The sequence below is a fragment of the Mesorhizobium sp. WSM3864 genome (genome assembly GCF_002294955.1).
Classification (GTDB): domain Bacteria; phylum Pseudomonadota; class Alphaproteobacteria; order Rhizobiales; family Rhizobiaceae; genus Mesorhizobium.
The window spans coordinates 110,511-128,747 of record NZ_NSGD01000014.1 but is presented as its reverse complement, the minus strand read 5'-3'; the positions used below and the strand labels follow the sequence as shown (position 1 = coordinate 128,747).

The window sequence follows — 18,237 nt, the reverse complement described above, 5'->3', positions numbered from 1 at the left end:
CTGGGACTGGCCTTCTCCAGCCGCGCGTCGCTCGGCACAGCCTATGGCAACGGCGCATTCGTTGGCCAGCACGGCTCATGGAATAGAAGCGTGCACAGCGGTTATAAGGTGATCTTCGTACCATTCCGCGGTGGTAGACCGAGCGGGCCCCCGAAGGATGTGCTCACCGGCTTCCTCGGACATGATGGCAAGGCGATGGGCCGTCCGGTCGGCGTTGCTGTCGATCGGGCCGGCGCACTTCTCGTCGCCGACGATGTTGGTAACGTCATCTGGCGGGTCAGCCGAGCGAAGGGGCGTTAGCGCAGTGCCTTTCTGACCGCCTTTTCCGTAAGCGCGATCTCGAGCGCCTTCGAATACAATGACTGCTTTCGGGGCATAGCAAATCCTACCTGTACCGCCGAGATGAGGCGCAAAGCTGCCATTGGCTCGTTGGCTCTATCTCGATCAGACTAGTAGTCTGGATTGGACCGTTTCGGAGCGGCTGGCTAGAAAATCAACCGAAGCACCAACGCCGCCCTTCAGCACTCAAAGGTAATAATCCCATTCTAATGCGGAAAATTTCGCTTTCAAATTCATTTTTTCGCGGATATATGGGAATTCCACGTGACAAGAAGGACGCCCACAAATGATCCCGAGATCGTTCGAACGCAATGGCGATGTGTTTCACCGCGTAACAATCGATATCCTCCCTGGGCCGCATGCCTTGCAAGTCCGCGCCTGGACGCACGATGCTTTGATCCATGCTCACGGCTACGCGACGGCGCGTCGACTTACCGGAACCCTTGCAAAAGCTGGCGGGCGTTTTCGCGTAGCCATCGCCAAGCGAAAGACCAAGGCATTGAAGCGCCGGCTCCTGCCGCTAGTTCGAGCCGGTTTGATTGCGCTTTACGTCGCTGGTCGTCGCATTTTCGGGACCAAGTGATAGGAACGTTGATTGATGCCGAGTCTTGCAAGTTGGATTCAAAGCTGGCGTGAAGTGGCGGAAGAGGTACCTGCCGGCCGCTATGCGCCAATCAATGTTGAGCGGGACGGCGTGAGTTACGAGATTTTGCGGATATCCAACTTTGACTCGCAAATCGACGGCGAGCGCCGCTTCGTGCGCACGGGCGCCCGCGAGTTCGATGACAGGGTGGCCTTGTTCACACACTTGACGCGCGACATCGGACTCGTGCGGGTGATTTCCCTTCGTGGCAGGCCGCGCTGGGTGCTTGAACCGGGTGCGGACTCGCTCGAATGGGTCGCCAATGTTGAGGGCGTCTCGGTGCGTGAACTGACCCTTGCGGCGCGTGAAGGCGCTTTGGGCCGCCGCGTCGCTGGTCTCGTACGACGCCGGGAACGGCGGTCGCGTGAAGTTTTGGAAGCCCAAGTCCAGGCGCTACGAGAGCGGGCGGAGGATGCCGAGGCCGAGGCAGCGCTTCAACGTGCCGAGCTACAGACCAAGGAGCGCGATTTGTCGCGTTACGACCAAGGTTAGCATTGGCGATCTCGCACCCAACAGCGACACCTCAGTCCGCCCCAAAAAACAACCGAACCCCAGCGCTCGTCTGTTCTGTGTAAAAGCTCTTGCCTTCCTCGCTTCGCGGGTTGGGAAGAACACTCAAGCTGGCCTGATCGGGCTTTAAGGCATTGACGACATAAAGGATCCGGTAGTGCAGTCGGTTTTCCGCGCGGCAGACTTCCGCTTTCGCGATCTCGGTCGACCCCAACTCGACCATTCTTATGTCGCCAGGGTCGAGCGAGGATGTTGCCTTAACCTCGAAGAACCAGATGGCCTTGCCACTCTGGATCTCGAAGTCATAGCCGAGGAGGTCTTCACCCGTCTTTCCGCATGCATGGACGCGATAGCCAGACTTCCAGCACTCATAGTCGACCACCCGGTTGCGGCCGAACTTTGCCTTGAGCCAGGCAAAGGCGATCGCTTCGCCGAAATAGCCGATGACGGCCTTCTCGTCATCGCTGAGGCGGCTTTTCCCCCCGCTCCAGCCTCCGCCGCCCCCGCCAGATCCGCCTTTTGACAAGATGACATGCCTGCCCTTGATCGTCTTCGAACTGGAGGCCAGCAGGGCTGCATTGCCGTTTGCGAGCTCGGATATCTGATCGGTGATCGAGGCAAGCGTCGTCTGGCCGACCACAAACGTTCCACCGGTGTAGTCGAACTTGGGAGGTGGCGGGCTGGCGCGTTCCTCCCGCGCCTTACGTTCGGCCTCCTTCAAAGCCTCAAGGTCTTCGGCGATCAAGCCATAATCGACTGGCGCCAGCGACGTTGGCCAATCCGCCGGCCAAAGCCCGCCGCGGCCGAGCCAGTCGAGGATGCCCGCCTCATCAAGGCGGTCGAAGTCGAGCCATCCCTGGGCGTTCGCAAGCGCAACCAGCCGGCCCTCCAGGCCATCGGGATCGCGCCACTGCTTGACGATTTCCGCCTCAATCCCAAGCTTTTTGACGAGCAGGAGCCGCGCCTTTGGCGCCAGCGCCTTGAGGATTTTTTGATTTGCGTCCCGAACGGCATCGAGGCTCGCCTCGGTTTCCGGCAATTCGACAAGCGTGGCTATGTTCCAGTGGGCGAGCCAATCCCCCAGCCATAAGGCCCAGTCGGTCGGGCCGCTGCGGATGAGCGACTGCCCGATGCCCTGCGGGATTGTCGGGGCCGCGGTGTCGCGCGCCGCCAGGTATCTGGCCATGTTGCCTGAACGGAAGTCGGCGCGGTGGGCCTGGCGAATGCTTTCCCGCACCCTGGCCTTTTGACGCAGATAGTAATTGTTGAACATCTCCTCGTGATAAGCTGTCCGGTCGATCGGTCGATAAGGAGCCCCAAGCTCCTCCAGAACCGCATTGAGAGACGCCAGGTCGACGTCCAAATCCAATGCGGCAGTTTCTACGGAACCGCTGCGGCAGGCCTCGAGCAATTGGGAACCTGATAGAGGGATCGAGGCGAGATCATCAAGGGCTGCCACCAGATCGCCTTCAGTGGTCAACCGATGGTCCTCAAGTATCCTTTCCACCGCCGTGGTGGCCCCCCAAAGACGGATAAAGGGACGCGCAACGTGCAGCAATGCGGCAATCAGTGATCGCGAAGCCTGCATTGCAGCGATAACATCTTCGGGCGCGACGTCCAGTGCCTCCGCCAGGCCTTCGGGCGTCAGGCCCTTGCCGGCTTGAAACATCCGCGCCGCTACGGCGTAGAAGGCGTCACTTGCTAGCGGTCTCGAAGCGATCGCCTCGCCGATCCCCGGCGCCAGCACCATCAGTTCCCTGTCGGTACCCCTGGCCGCCATGGGCGCCAGCAAAGTATCCCCCTGCCCGGTGTTCACCAGAACGCCCGAATGCTGGAACGAGGGCAGTGGCAGCGTGTGCTGGCCGACCTGCAGTTCGAGCGAGTCCACCCAGCGGATGCGCAAGGCCGAAAGCTTGCCGAGGATCTTGTCGGGCCCGGCTGAGACGAACCTGCACCTGTAGCGGACGCTCAGAAGAACGAAGCTGCGCAGGTCTCCGACGAAGTCCTGTTCCAGCAAGGCGTCGGACGTGTCGTAGGCGAACGCGCCGTCGGGCGTCCTGTAGACCACCTCCATTTCAGACATGCGCTGCAGGCGCTCAGGAACCTTTGAGCACAGATAGCTCGCGACGTCCTTGGCCTTGGCCAGCGGCGGCTCGAACATGATGACGCCTCGCGCGACGCGAGAAAGGGCTGTCGCCATGGAACGGTCGTCGGCATCGGCGATGTAGACGGCGCGTTCCTCGCTGCGCGGATCAAACGAGATCACCGCCCCGTCCATCTTTCCAAGCAGGCGCATGCCGGCGGGCAAGTCTCGGCTGAGGCTGGCATGGGCCCAGGCTTCAGCCGTGAGGGCCCACAGCCGCTCCGCCGGATGAGACGATCCGTCCAGCCATTCCCCCGCCTGCGCCAGCAGACGCCACGCTGATCCTTGTTCGCCGAAGATGGACAACCCCTCGTCGACTAGGATCTCCCGCGCCTGGTCGGCTCGCTCGATCGCCGATCGCACGTGGTAGGTGACCAGTGGCGCCTGCGGCGGCGGCGTCTCGTGCAGCGCGGGCAGCCATGACTTATCAAGTGTTCGCTTGACGTCGCCGATGATGGGAACCCAGGCCTCGGTGGTGAGGAAACTGCGCGCCGGCGAGGCCCAAGTCCGTGTGTTGGGAGCACCGGAATGGTTGGGCCGGAACACCGTCATTTCGACCAGCCCGGGAAAGGCCTCAAGCATGCGGACAACCTGGATCGCGTAGGCCTCCGCGGCAATCTTGCCGATCTCCTTGTAGTCAGCCTGTCCCGGGAAACGCCATGCGTCGCGGGCAGTATATTCGGTGAGGGGATTGGGCAGGCTCCCCTCGCTTGCGAGACGCTTGATCCAGGCTTTCTGTTGGTCGTCGGAGAGCGCGAGCTTGCGGTTTGCAAGTGCTGCGACGACGTTGTTGCCCTGGGCACGAACAGGCTGGCCAGCGATCGTCTGCAAGGGCCGCAGGTGATCGGCAACGCCGGCCTTTTTGAGGAAGGCGATCCATGCTTCACGCTTGCCCGACGGAACGTTCCACCGCGTGTAGGGAACAAGCCGGTAGTCGCTCAAGGAGGCCAGCTCGGCTGACACCGAAGATGCCTTGTCAAACAGATCGTCCAGCTCATGCGAGCGCGTTCCGGCCCAGCCGCCGAAGAACGCTTCTGTCGCCCGCACCCAGCCTGCGCGGGCCGGCACCCGCAGACCGATTTCATCGGCCTCGGCAATGGAGCCGCCTTCGCCGGTGCAAATCGTCAAAATGGCAGTAAGCGCTTCCCACCTAGCCTGGTCGGGATCCTTCGCCTGACCCGGGTCGATGATCACGCCGGCGATCATGCGCAGGATTTCGCGCCGGTCGTATTCGCGGACCAGATTTGCGCCGACAAGAAACTTCCTGCCTGGATTGGCGCCATCAGACGCGCAAGCCAGCGCGCCGTTCAGATAGGTCATGCGTCTCAAAACTGCGACCGGCAGCGCAAGCGAGGCCGCCGCCTGACGCAGGGGCGGCAGGAAAACGGTCGACAGGCGCCGGCGCACCCTTGCCTGCTCGTCAGGAACCGGCGCCTCAGTCAAGACCAGTTCGTTCCGATCGGTCAGAAGGATCGGACGGCCCTGCAAGCGCTCGCCAGCATTGGGAAGCAGTTCCGGCAAGGCTGAATAGAACCGGTCCCAGTCGGAGACTGGGGCGCCGGTGCTGAACAGGTCCTGCGCAACGGCGACGGCGACATCGGCCTTTTCCTCAAGACTGACCGACAGATTGACAGTCGAACCTGCCAGCTTTCGAAGATTGGCGATGCGTGTTGGACCCAATCGGGTATCGACGAGTGGAAAGGGTGCTGATTGCGCCACACGCTTGGGCAAGAAAAAGCCGGCGTTTTCCCACACGCGGACCGATTTCAGGCTGGCCCAGCTTTGTTCCCCGCGCCGGTCCTCGGCAGGAATGACAAGGTCGCCCTTGTCGAGCAGAGCGGTGCGAATGTCGGTGTGACCCTGCCCCGTCCAGAACAACAGGTCGGCCACCACATGGCGTGCGGGGTGATTGTCCAGCACCGACTTGGCGATGGTTGCCGCGGCCAATGCCAGGGAACGGCACTGCTTCATCAGATAAGCGTTGAAAGTCCCACCGTCTTCAAGGTTCTTGCGCTCGATCGTAGCAAAGAACGGGGCGTCCAGGTGACCTGCGAGCGGAGCCTCAGCGGCCTCACCCATCGGCAAGAAGGTATAGAGCCGGCCCTTGATTGGATCTCCCGAGGCAGCCACAGCCAGCGATACGATGGCATCACCCTTCCAGTCAGCCCAGCTTTGCGGCAGCGCCTCGCTGGCGAGATCGGCCTCTATAACCTGGCGGATCGTCGCCTCTTTCAGGGTTCGTCGCGCGACGATATAGCTCCTGGACCCGCAGGCCACCTTCTGCAGCTTCAAATCGTCGAGCTCGTAGAGCGTTTGCGGGTCGCGGCCGAGGACATGGGTTTTGCCCGCAAACTCAATTTTCAATTCCGAGATGCGATCGAGAAACAGCTGTACTTCGGGCTGGCCGGTCGCAAGCGCGTGCAACTGGGCCTCGACCGCCAGGCGCGCTTCCTTGTTCTTCAGGGGAAGGCGCAGGACGGTCGCGTAGCCTTCCTCACCCAGTGAGAGAACCCGTGGAGGCGGGCTGTAGGATGGTGTTGCGAGATAAAGCTGCGGCATGCTGTCGGCAATGCGAGCCACTTGGTCCGCCAGCCCCTCCGGCTCAAGGAATGTGCGCAACTGGCTGACGTCCGCGAAGGAAAAGCAATAGCCGTCAAAATCAGGCGATCGGATGGGTCTGGGCCTCGAATAAACTTCCGGATGGGCACATATCTGAAAGACGCTCAGAAAGCCGACGCCCTTGTTGCCGATGGCCTCATTTACCGTCTTCGTGGTGCGCGTCGGGCTACAAAGCGCGGTCAGATTGTCGCCGGTAAAGCCTAAACCGTCGTTGGCTGCGTAGAGGACGCCATAGCTACCCTCATCTTCCAGCAAGAAGCGAATTCGACCTTTGGTTTCGCCCGGGGCATGGGCGTCGTGGGCGTTTTGCAACAGCTCAAGCACGGATCGGTTGCGGTATGAAACCGAGACGGTCGTACAAAGTCCTCTCAGGTCCGAATAGACCCGCACGTCTCGCGGCGACTGCAGGAAATGCCTTATTCTCTCAAGCGTCGCCGTCCTGATCTCCTCGATCGGATCGACGTGTTCCGCCGTCTCCAGGACGATATTCAGCATAACCCACCCATTCAATTGCCCATCGTCGCGTAGGTTGCCGCACGCCTACCTGCTCGAACCGCAGTACCTTACCTGCACGTTCCACGACGATAGGCAAAGGTTAGCCGGCATTCTGTCGAAAAATACAAGATCCTCCCCCTCTCAACTCCGTAACAACCTAGAAGGCTTTGTTGTCGCTTCGAGGGGCTGGGATATGGTCTCACGCAGAACTTGTTCGCACTGCAGCATAAGCTGATTCTCGAAGGTTTGGACCACTTTTGGTACCTTGACTTTACATCAGAGATATTGGGGCTCGGATTGAGCTGGATGTCAAAATCGCTAGGCAGCCACTGCCAGCAAGTTGGCCTACTTCGCGAACGTAGTCGCTACTGACAACCTGAAGGTTACGGCGTTCTCTCACAATGACGGCGATCAGCCTGCGATCTCAACAAAGTGCTGGTGCATCGCCTAAGCGCGGAACAAATCTTCGGACGATGGACTCTACCCCCAAGCCGACGATAACGACTCAATCCCCGTACTCCAGACTGAATGTCAGAAAGACCGTCTCATCTTGGCTGGCCGGGAAAAGATGACCGCGGCCGACACGCCGCGAATGGACTCCAGCCCCGTGCGCAATTCGTGATGCTGTTCGGTTTGCGCACAGTCGTCCCAGACGACGGCGATGATGTTGTCGTAGGCGCTGGCCTTGCTCAAATACAGGCTGGCGTCCGCGGCAACCTGCTCGATGACCTCGGCGCAGGCCCTTTGCCCGGCGGCCCGCATGTATTTTACCTCCACGATGGTGCGCAGAGATGGAATGCCCAGATCGGCGCGGGGGTGCTTGTGCCCGATGGAAGGCAGGTTTTCTTCGTTCTCCAGATCGGCGAAGACCGGGGCGAGTACCGTCCAGACAAGGGCCTGCACATGATACTCGTTGTCGATTTCCCAGCGTCCGGGAGCGGACCGGGAAGTCCGGCCTTTCTCTTCGTACTGCCAGAGCTTCAGCGATCGGTCCGCATTGCGAAGCAGCGCCTTAAGATCATCGGCGCCGGCGCCCCCAATCGCCACATGCGCTTGCCGCGCCAAGATGAATTCAAAGACGGCGAGGCGGACCGCGTCGCGCGCCATGCCATCATCATGCGGCTGCAGGCAGGCCGCCATAGACCAGGCGGCTTCCGCGTCCCCGCTCCAGGGGGCGTTGCCTCTCTTTGCCCCCAAGGCTACAGCGAGATCGGGCGGTCCGATACGCAGGTCCGTTTCCCCACATGCCACCCGCGCGGCGCGGATCAGCCCCTGTTGCCATGGATCAACGGCAGCAGCGGCCGCCTTTGTCAGGAGGTTGCCGAGCCACGGACCGGCGAGCCAAGCCGCCGACGCGCCGAGAGCGGCCCCCAGCAGGGCAACCCCGTCCGCCTCGAAACGAAGGGGGCGTCCCGGCGCAAAGAAGTCGCGCCCTGAAAGATGGTCTATCTCATCGCGAAGCGTACCCGCAGCGGCGTCGTCCAATATGCCTGCCGCTGCGCCGTAACCCAGCGCCGCAACGTGCTCCGGGTGCCGCGCCTGCCCATCGAACGCGATAGCCCGTTCGACCTGATCCCGCAGGTCCGCTTCACCACCGGTGATCCAGGCGCTGAAGGCCGCGATATGGCACGGCAGGCCGGTGCCCACGCGCGCACGGGCGCGCAACGATTGATGGACATCGTCGAGCGTAACCATCATCATAGGAACCATAGCGTGCGCCCGATCTGTCCGAACTTGATAGCCTCGGCATCCCAGCCGGGAATCGCTGCAAGCCCGGCCAGGCGTTCGGAAATGAGGTCGGAATAGCGGATGGTTATCGGGAACGGTTCAGGCGACAGCATTCTCCACGAATGACCGGCGAAGGCGAACGCCTGACGCGCAAGGTAGGTCATGTCCGTGAAGGTGGACAGGCGATGCAGCTTCAGGAGACAAGGACGCGGCATGCCGTCCTCGGGGCGCTTTAGTTCAAATGCGCCGGAGAACACCACGAGAGATTCCCTGTCTCCCAGCTTAAGGTGAAGCCCGCGTGACGGGCCAAGGACGCCCTTCTTTGGGTCGCGGTAGCCGATGCCCGGTTGCGAGTCGTCGAAGACGATGAAAGGGTGGTCGGGCGCAATATGGACGAACGCGAAGGTCACGTCTTCGAGGCCGAGATCGTCGACGACGCGTTTTACGGCCTCCGCTTCAATATCCTTGAGCGGCTTGAACATGTGGAAGACCAGGCGGACTTTGTCGGTACTGCGCCAGTTGTCCTGCTTCCTCACTGTGGTGACCGCGCGCTTCAGAGTATCGTACAGCGCCTGGGCGTATTCCTCGTACGGCACGACGGCCGTACGGTCGCTCAACAAGTAGCTGCCGTCGCTCGAGAACACGGTGGTGATGCCTACGAAACGCTTGCGGCTTCCCAGCCTGCTGCCCGACTCCGTATGGGAGCCCAGCCCAATGACGAGTTCATGCGCGACAGTCTGCTGGGCGGCGAGAAGCCAGGGTACCCCGCCCAGTTTGGCGTAGGTGGCAAGGCTCATGTGATTGAGCGAGAAGACCAGTTCCGTGTCCGGCTGCGCCATGGTTTCGAGGCGCACGCTCTGCACCGGCACATCCCTTTTTAGGAACACCGATTTGGTAGCGTAGTAGGGATTGGCATCGCCTTCGGTGCCTTTGAATTCCTCTTCGACCTGCACCAACGCCAGGTCCCACTTGAAACCTTCGTCGGCGGCCTTCGCCAGCGCTTCGCGACTCGCCCCGAGGTAGTCTGCCGCAGAAGAGCTGGCAGCGGTGAAAAAGCCGACCGACGGCTTGTCAAGACAAAACCGACGCAGAAAGCCGTCGCCGTAGCGGGCCTCCTTTTTCCTCCCGGTGAGGGTGTCGGGCATTCCGTCCAGGAATTTCGCCATGAAGGCGTCCACCTGGCCTTCGTGCCGGGCCTGACAGATGACAGCAATGCGCAGCTGCTTCGGCGAAAAGGTGCGCTGATCGTATGGGCCGCTCTTTTTGAGTCCCCGCTCGTTCCAATCGTCCTTGCGAGCGCCGCTCGGTTCGAACATGAGGAACGGCCGCGCTATCGTCTCTGTAGCGGGAAATGCCTTGTCGCGTGCTGACAGCACTTCGCTGATCACGAAGCGACTTCCGGGGACGGCTTCCAAGGTCGCTTTTTCCCGCAGATATTTAAGGCTATCGGCGATCAGGCCCCTTCGCCCCGGTCCGGCGTGAAATGCGGCGGCCTTGCGTTCGGCGTCCTCCAGCACGCGCTTGGCCGATCCCCCAATCAGCCGGGTCACGCAGTCGTCGACCACTTCGCGTCGCGCCTCAAGGTACGCCTTTTCAGCGGGCACCGTTTCGTAGCCTTCGGCGTGGTCGTCGAGAGTTAAAACGCCACCCGCCGCCGTGGCAACCCTGCCGACGAGGCGGACACGGTCCATGAGCCGTCGGTCCGTCGCCGGCTCCCGCACGAGAACGTAGCGCCCCGCGACGGCCATGCCACTTTCGATCAGCGCGGCGCACGGCGCATCGATGATGTTCTTCAGGCGGGTCTCGCAAACGATGCCGAGAGTGCCTTTGTTGCCGTTATGAATGGTACGCGTATCGAACCGCAGGAGCGTGCGCCGTTGAATCCATTTCGGCAGATCGGGATGGCGCAGCAAGCCCCGCTCTATGGGACCGACAATGCTGACCGGCCGGTCGGACATGAGGTCTCGAACGCCGCTAAAACTTCTGACGAGCGCCGCGGCCAGGAGCGCGGGCCACAGGCGGCGATCCTGAGCGAGGTCTGTCTCTTCCTGGATGTTGCCGATCGGCTCGAGGTCCGGAAGGATGGGCACATCAACGATGACGTCATCGGCAACATACCGCTGGAAAACATGCGTTGCGCCGAACTCGGCCCGCAACTCCGCCAGGCGTTCGGGATCGTAGGGCTGTCGCCCCGTTAGCACCTTGGCATCGCCTTCCAGCGAAAGAGGTGCAAAATTGAGAGAATACTTGCTCATGAGCGTGCGCAGTCTCTGGTAGTCAGTGCCGCGTATAGGAGAGAATCGAGCAGAAAATTCTAGCAGAAGTCTTGCGCCTTATGGAACACGAGCGGCTACGCGAGTTACAGCGGCCGCACTCTACGCAACGACTTCAATTTGGACGATACGGACGTACCCGACGCTGCCGTTGCAGCCAAAGCCGCCTGAAGGCTGCTTACCATTTCCGGTAGAGGCGCAACGAGGCCAAACCGCGGAAGGGATTCGCAGTGGCGAAGGCGCAGGACTTCGCATTTTTTGTCAGCTCCAGCCCGTGCGTCCTCGCTGCCTGACCAGTAGGAGCACAACGACCCCTTCCCGTTCGCGTCCCTCGAGCGATTAAAGCAACCTTGCCCTCGAATCGGTCATTTAGGCTCCCGCCGGTCTACTTGCTCAAACTTGTCATATATTCGATAGTCGAAGGCAGGACCGTGTTCTGATCCGGTTTGATCTGCGGGGTTTGGGGTTGTAGGGATATGTCATTTCTGTCTTGTTGTGCGCAAACTGCAAATTCAGCTGGTTCGCATTACGAAGAGGTACCGGAATGATGCTGTTTGGTCAGCTGAACCCGGACATCTTCGCCCTTTTCGCCGGATCGAATCGCTTCCTGTACGAGCGGATCTTGATCGGTCTCTATGAGGGTTTTTATCGTTCCGACCTGCGCTTCCCTTCGCAAGGCGAGATTCTTCACCTGATCTACGGATTGCTAGGCGAGCATGCCGAATTCTGGCGCGAGGACGAGACCCCGGTCGTTCTCGACCAATTGGCCGCTCGCCGGGGACGGCGTATCAGGCGGCGGAATTTGGAAGCGGCCGATCCACAAGCGACGAACGAGGCGATGATACGGGCGCGCCACATCTACAACCGACTGATTGCAACAGGCTGGATCGAAGAGAGTCGCTATGGCCTAAAGGTAACCGTGGACATGCCTGCGGGCGCAATGCGGCTCGCCGAGTTTCTCTGCAATCTGCGAGAGGGCCTCACGGAGCAGTTGGGCGGCCTGGTCATTCAAGTGAAGAATGAGCTCGAAGCCCTGCAACGCAATGCACGGGAGAACGCACCGGGGCTTCACAAAGCCGCGCGCGATGCCGCCACGTTTGGCCGCTATCTGCGCAGCGTCCTGAGCGCGCTGCGCGAGATCGACAAGCAGGTATTGGCAAGCGACAGCGTTGGCCGCAGGTTGCGCCACTATTTCGAAGACTTCGTCGAGCGGATCCTGCTGCAGGACTATGCTGCGATCTCAACGACTTCTCATCCCTACCGGTTTCGTCATCACATCTTCACGGCGCTCGATTCAATCGAGGATTCGATCGCCGATGTTGGCGCTATCGCTGAAGCCTATTGCGAGGCTCGGCTCGCCCCGGACAGCATTGCTGCTCGGGACATGGTGTACGACGACCTTCACAAGGTCCGGCGCGTTTTTGATCAGATCGAGGAGGCGTTCGAGCGCATCCAGCAGCATCGTAGTCGGCTCGAAACGCGCCTGCGCAATACGGTGCGCTATGCAGGCCGTCGTGGCGGCACTTTCCTTCAACGAAGCGAGCCGATCCTCCTTCGGCTTGATAAACTGCTCGTGGGACGCCGTAGCGATGGCAGTCTATCCGGTCTGCTCGAGCCGCGACAGACGTATTGGTCGCCGCTGCTGCTCGCGCGAGCGCGCAACTACCGCACTAGCATGACGGGCGGCGTTATCGTCCTTCCCCCTCCAGATCCCTTGCGCGAGCTTCGAAAGCAGCTCGAGCGAGAGTATCTGAATCGCCTCGCAGTGACGCCGGAACAAGTCGGCCGCTTCTTGGAGAAGCGTGTCCCTCCCTCCGGCGCAAGCGATGCTAGCCACTTCTGGATCGATACTGTCGACGACTTTCTCGCGTTCGAAACTTTGCGGCTCGCGATGCTAGCGGCAGACCAGAACGGCCGAGGCAACGCTGTCGCTGATTATCTCGCCGCGTCTTTCGGCCTTTCGCTTGCCCCTGGGCAGTGGGTCGACAATGCCTGGCTGAGTTGCGCGGGCTTCACCGTCACACGCAGAGGCGACAGCGCAACGCTCAAGGTGTCTCATGCTCAGTGAGTTCCAGGCGCTCGAAGCGCGCGATCCGCGTCGCATGCAACGTGTGAGGCAGGTGATCAGTCACTTGCTACGCAATCAGTTCATACATGTCGAGGATCGAGGCTCGTCGGGCCTCCTTGATACGTTGCTCAAATCGGATATCGAACGGCTTGCTTCCGACTATTTTGACGTTGCCGGCTATCGATTGATTGTGCGCGAGAGCGAAGGATGGGCTGGCATTCTGCCCGACACGGAACAGATCAGCCATCCGCGCATGCGAATCGACGAGACGCTAGTGCTACTTCTCTTTCGCAGGCTGTGGGAGGAAGGCGTCCAGGAAGGCGATGTCGAGCGGTACGGCAGCGTGCTGGTAACGCTTAATGCCGCCTACGACGCTTATCAGGACATGGTGGCGCGCGCCCGCCGACCGACCCTATCGATAGCCGAGTTTAAAGCGCTGGTCGCGACCCTCGAGCGGCGCGCCATAGTTCGCTTGGGTGAGCTCGACGACGAGCTGGAAGATATCCCACTCACGATCCGCGCCCTGGTTGCAACTGTCGCCGGTGATGAATTCCTCGCCCATCTCGAAGAGCTGCTCGCCCGCCCGGACTTCCAGGATAGCGACATAGAGCCGGTGAACAAAAATACCGACGCCGATGATGAGGACGAGGCATGATGCAGCTCGTCCACATCGCGCTCGTACAATGGCACTTGTTCGGCCGTGAAGATCTGTCGATTGCCGGCGACACCGCGATCCTGGGCCAGAACCGTTCAGGCAAATCAACGCTGATCGACTTGATCCAGGCCGTGATGACGGGGGGTTCCCGGCGCTGGTACCAGTTCAACCGCTCGGCGGGCGAAACCGGAAGCCGCAAATCGGAGCGAACCTTGCGCGGCTATTGCTTGGGCCAACTCAACGAGCACGAGTTTTTGCGCAAAGAGGCCATCACTCATATCGCGCTTGTATTCGCTGATCCGCTCGGTGTTCGGCCCCCGGTGAGTGTCGGTCTGTGCATCGAGGCTTCGACCACCGAGGAGGCGCAAGTGGTCGGGCGCTATATTGCGCCCGGAATTCGCATCGATACCGACCTTCTCGTCGAACAGCTGGAAGGCAACCAGCAGCGATCGGCGTCGTGGACGCTAGTGCGCGAGCGCCTAGAGCTGGCCTGCAGCGCTAAGGGAACAGCGCTAATCCGCCCTGACGGACCGCGCAACCATATTCGCGAATATATGCGCCAGCTGTTCACCGGCAGTCGGCACAGCGATCCTGAGCGCTTCGTTCGCGCGTTCGTGATGGCGCTTTCGTTCGAAGATATGCGGTCGGTTGAAGGCTTTGTCCACAATTTCCTTTTGGCTAAGAACGACATCAACATTGGCGAGCTGCGTGAGAGCATTCAGCGGTATCGCGATATCCAGAAGGACATCCACGAACTCGAACGGCGGCTGGTTGCGCTCCGAGCACTCGCCGCACTGGTCACCACATTTGTAAGCTTGCTTGAGCGTGAGGAAATCGCCAGGGGCGTCGCACGGCTGGCAGCGCTGATTGAGGCGGGCTCGGCTCTAATTGCCAACATCAAGGAACGCCGGGACAATCGTGCTGCGGTCGACGATACGCAGCGCATGATCGATCGGTGCGATGACGAGATTAAGTCGCTGCGTGAGCAGCAGGAGAGCCTCGTCGCGCAGTCGCTAGCCGAGGGTGTTGCCGGCAAGCGTGCGGTCGTGCAGAGCGAACTAAAGGCCGTCGAGCTGGCCCAAGCAGAGATCTCGAAGCGGTTGGAGGCACGATTTCTCTCCGTTGCACGGGCAGCCAGCTTGCTGGACCATCGCGACCGATTGGCATCGCTAAAGCTTGGCGCCTTGTTCCAAAGTCTCGAGGCCCTCAAGATAAAGAGCGAGGGGCTGGCGCCACCGAGATGGCCACGCGAGCCGCACGAGATGGAAGAGCTCATCGCGGCGGCACGCGAGGCCGCTTTGGTTAGTATCGCAAAGATACTCGACCGCCGCGACAACGCGATCGCCCAGCGCCGCAAGCTGCAGGAAGAAATTGCCGATCTCGTCGACCGCCGCGATCGAGCACGCGCTGGTCAGGTCGCGCTCGACGAACGCACCGTTCGGCTAATGGCTACGCTGGAGAGAGAAAATATGCGGCCACGGGCGCTCTGTCAGGTCGCGGAGATCACCGATCCCGATTGGCGCGAGGCGGCAGAAGCCCTGCTAGGGCGCGATCGTGAAGCTGTTCTGGTCGAGCCCGAGCATGCTTCACGCGCGGTCGAGATTCTACGTGCGGGTCGCGACAGCTTTCGGGGCTGCCGCGTGGTCAATACACGTCGCTTGACCGAACAACCACCCGGCTTCGAACCCGGTTCGTTGGCGACGATCTTCGCCAGCGAGGACCCACTCGCAAGGGCGTTCATCCGTTTCCGCACCGGTCAGGTGCGCCTCGCCAATACGCAGGCCGAGTTGCTCGGGGGTGGCCGCGCGATCATGCGCGATGGTGCGTACAATAGCGGGATCGTGGTTGAAGTGCTGCGCACGCAGGACCTCAAGATTGGCCGCGCCGCAGCTCCATTGATGGAAACTGAGTTGGCGCGCCAGATCGCGGAACGCCAGGGGTGGGTGGCAATACACCTGGATGCCGAGCGGTTCCACGACGATATCCGACGCAAGCTCGAGCCATTGACCGAGCGGGTGCCGGTCGCCGATCGCCTCGATTTGCTAGCTGAAGCCATCGACGAGCACAATGTGGCGCGCACCGAACTGCAGAAACGGCTAGACCGAATTGCAGCGACGGTCGACCCGGCGATCCAACAAGGACTAGATCGCGTGAAGCTTCAGCTAAGCAGCGCGAACGATGAGAAGGAAGAGCTCGTTGATCGCCGAGGCCAGCTGAAGCAGGCCGATCTCGATATCCAACGTCGACTCGGGGCCGGCGATGGACAGCCAGGGTCCTGGAATTGCCTGAAGGCTCGGCGTGTGACGTTCAGGGACCGTGTACGATCGCGAGCGCAATTGATTGCACTGCGTGAGACCTACATCGCCCAGCGCTCGCGGCCGCTGTCACGGGTGACGCAGGACATGTCAAAGCGTGCCGACGAGGCTCGGGACGCATATCGAGCGTGCGAGGGAGAGATTCGCGAAGCGCTCGGCCACTACCGCGCAAGCTTCGACAGCACTGCCCCGGTAGCTACACAGGGATCGATCAGCTCTGAGATACGGCCTTGGGTTACCTCCAATGTGCAGGCGCTGGAGGAGAATGAGCTCATTCAATACCGCCGACAGGCCGACGAAGCGGCAGAGCAGATCGGCCACCTGTTCCGCACGGCTTTTATCCACGAACTCAACGCCAGGTTCAATGACCTCAAGACCGAACTTGACAGCCTCACCCGTGCGCTGAAGGCTCGGCCGCTTCACGGTGAAATCTACACGCTGCACGCCCGGCCGAAAGAAGAGTTCGCATCGCTTCACCGGCTGGCACGAGAGAGTGAAAATGACGATCAGGTATTCGATGCGCTGTTCGGACGAAGCACGCCGCGCAACGAAGAACATGCACAAGCACTTGGCGAGGTCGAGCGGTTGCTCAGCGAGGAGGCGCTCGATTTCACGGCCTATCAGGACTACCGCAACTACTTCACCTTCGACCTTCGCATGGAGGATGTGGCAAAAGGTCGGCAGACCAGCTTTGATAAGCGTAAGGGAACTGCCAGCGGTGCCGAACGCCAGGTTCCGTACTATGTGGTCATCGGCGCAGCGCTGGCGAGCATCTACCACGGCGCCCGAAAGCAATATGAGGCGAGCGAACTTGGGCTAGGTTTGGCCGTCTTCGACGAGGCTTTCAGCAAAATGGATGGTCCGAACCAGCGCACGCTGCTTGAGTTTTACGATGACATCGGACTTCAGGTGGTGATCGCCGCTCCCTCGGAGAAACGCTCCGTCGTTTATGAGAATCTCGATAGTGTCATCGACGTATTCCGCCATGGCGACAGTGCCAGCGCTGAGACCGTCCGGATCAAGGCTCATGCTCGCGTCCAAATGCGCGCTGCGAACCCACAGCATTTGAGCGACGTCGCGCTCGCCACACGTCACAAACCGCCGGCTTCGGATGCTGCCGAATGAAGCGAAGGCAGTTCGGAGATGTCCACCAGCTGATCCACGATCTGCTCGACCGGCACGAGGCCAATCCGAAAGCGTCGAGGATTTTGGCATATATCGACGAAGACGCCCTCAAGAATGTCGAGGAACGCGATCGCTTTGTTCAAGCGCTGTACACCGTCGAAACGGCCGGCGGCATAACCGTCCAACGTAAACGCACCGAAGGCGTGTTCGCCCTCGGTCATATCCGCCTCGCGAACGCCGAGGTTCTTTATGCTCATGTCAATCGGACGCCTGCTAATGTGAGTGCTAGCGCCGCCCTTATCGAGGCGCGCGTTCGGCCAGGTCTCCCCAATAGCGCGCTCGATATACTAGACGAGATTGCGAATGCTTGGTCCCGAGGAGTTAGCCGGTTCGGGCTCGCACCCGGAGATAGCCTCGGCCTTTCAGCGTCACTCGATCTCGTACATGCTCTCGCCATCCGCGCCGCCGAAGCGGGCGGCACTCCACCGGTGGACTATCGTACCTTTTCTCGACTGGCTGGCACCGACAGCAAGGCGCTCGAGCGCCTGCTCTCGACGGTGCCCAGGCTGTTCGAGCGCCTTTATCCAGACCTTGCCCCTTCGGCTGCATTAGACTCTGCGGACTGGCTTGCAGCTCTCGGCGTGATCCGAACGCCTCAGCCCCTGATTGTCAGTGGCCCGATCGCCATCGCTGGGCAGTTGCTCCCGCCCCTGCGCTTTTACGGGGTGCCACCGGAACAAGGGGATCAGCTCGGCTTGGCTGCGTCGGTCGACTATCTCTTGACCATCGAGAACTACACTTCATTCGTTCGGCATGCTCGTGAGGTCAATAGTAATCGATCTGCACTCATCATCTATACAGGTGGCTTTCCATCGCGGAGCCATCTGCGACAGATCGTTAGGCTGGCGGTGAACGCGCAAGCACCGATATTCCACTGGGGTGACATAGATGATGGTGGCGTTCGTATTTTTAGCCATTTGGAACGCACGTTGGCGGAACGTGGGTTATGCCTATTGCCCCATCTAATGGATGTCGCCGTGCTTTATGGACATGGCGTTACGAAAGAAAGACAAATGCGGACCGCTGATGCGCCACCGCTAGAGAGTGCCGTTCGCAACCTTTGGGAGGCGCTTGAGATCTCTGCTCTGGTACTTGAGCAGGAGAGCTTGTCTCCGCGACACCCAACAATACAACCGCATGATCGCAATGATTAGGCATCTCGGGGTTCTCAGTTCATAGACGTTGCTGATATCCGTTATGGCAAGAAGGAACTTTGTCTCTGGGCAGCCATTAGGGCCGAAGCGGATTCGTAGCCCTTCGCGCT

The 18,237-nt window shown here is 60.6% G+C and carries 9 protein-coding genes and 1 pseudogene; 7 read left to right on the top strand and 3 right to left on the bottom strand.

All coding sequences use genetic code 11. The features are described 5' to 3' along the window. The 3 genes and pseudogenes from CK215_RS23915 to CK215_RS23905 all read left to right on the top strand — a co-directional run. A pseudogene (locus CK215_RS23915) lies at positions 1-300 on the top strand (sorbosone dehydrogenase family protein); the annotation flags it as partial. A 325-nt stretch (positions 301-625) separates the two neighbouring features. After that, positions 626-922 carry a hypothetical protein gene (locus tag CK215_RS23910; protein ID WP_095832389.1) on the top strand — a complete coding sequence of 99 codons (297 nt, stop codon included), beginning with the start codon at positions 626-628 and terminating at the stop codon, positions 920-922. 12 nt (positions 923-934) lie between these two features. Next, entirely contained in the window at positions 935-1,474 is a 540-nt protein-coding gene (locus CK215_RS23905; protein WP_141245517.1) for a hypothetical protein, read from the top strand. 31 nt (positions 1,475-1,505) lie between these two features. On the opposite strand, the gene CK215_RS23900 is transcribed toward CK215_RS23905, so the two are convergent. The 3 genes from CK215_RS23900 to CK215_RS23890 form a co-directional block, all read right to left on the bottom strand. Beyond that, on the bottom strand, positions 1,506-6,749 hold the full coding sequence (locus CK215_RS23900; RefSeq protein ID WP_095832387.1) for an ATP-binding protein: 5,244 nt from the start codon (positions 6,747-6,749) through the stop codon (positions 1,506-1,508). Between the two features lie 531 nt (positions 6,750-7,280). Further along, positions 7,281-8,450: a hypothetical protein gene (locus tag CK215_RS23895; protein WP_095832386.1), complete on the bottom strand. Its 1,170-nt coding sequence runs from the start codon at positions 8,448-8,450 to the stop codon at positions 7,281-7,283. Then, positions 8,447-10,732, bottom strand: coding sequence for a Piwi domain-containing protein (locus CK215_RS23890; protein ID WP_095832385.1), 2,286 nt, complete (start codon positions 10,730-10,732; stop codon positions 8,447-8,449). Before CK215_RS23890 ends, CK215_RS23895 begins: the two co-directional genes overlap by 4 nt. A gap of 562 nt (positions 10,733-11,294) precedes the next feature. Here CK215_RS23890 and CK215_RS23885 point away from each other — a divergent pair. Genes CK215_RS23885 through CK215_RS23870 form a run of 4 tightly spaced genes read left to right on the top strand, consistent with a single transcriptional unit; the run spans position 11,295 to position 18,127 of the window. After that, positions 11,295-12,818: a Wadjet anti-phage system protein JetA family protein gene (locus CK215_RS23885; RefSeq protein ID WP_210201686.1), complete on the top strand. Its 1,524-nt coding sequence runs from the start codon at positions 11,295-11,297 to the stop codon at positions 12,816-12,818. Continuing rightward, positions 12,808-13,473 (top strand): DUF4194 domain-containing protein, encoded by a 666-nt coding sequence (locus CK215_RS23880; protein WP_095832384.1) that lies wholly within the window; start codon positions 12,808-12,810, stop codon positions 13,471-13,473. Before CK215_RS23885 ends, CK215_RS23880 begins: the two co-directional genes overlap by 11 nt. Next, positions 13,470-16,913 carry an SbcC/MukB-like Walker B domain-containing protein gene (locus tag CK215_RS23875; RefSeq protein WP_095832383.1) on the top strand — a complete coding sequence of 1,148 codons (3,444 nt, stop codon included), beginning with the start codon at positions 13,470-13,472 and terminating at the stop codon, positions 16,911-16,913. Before CK215_RS23880 ends, CK215_RS23875 begins: the two co-directional genes overlap by 4 nt. Next, positions 16,910-18,127, top strand: coding sequence for a Wadjet anti-phage system protein JetD domain-containing protein (locus CK215_RS23870; RefSeq protein WP_095832382.1), 1,218 nt, complete (start codon positions 16,910-16,912; stop codon positions 18,125-18,127). Before CK215_RS23875 ends, CK215_RS23870 begins: the two co-directional genes overlap by 4 nt. Positions 18,128-18,237 lie beyond the last annotated feature (110 nt).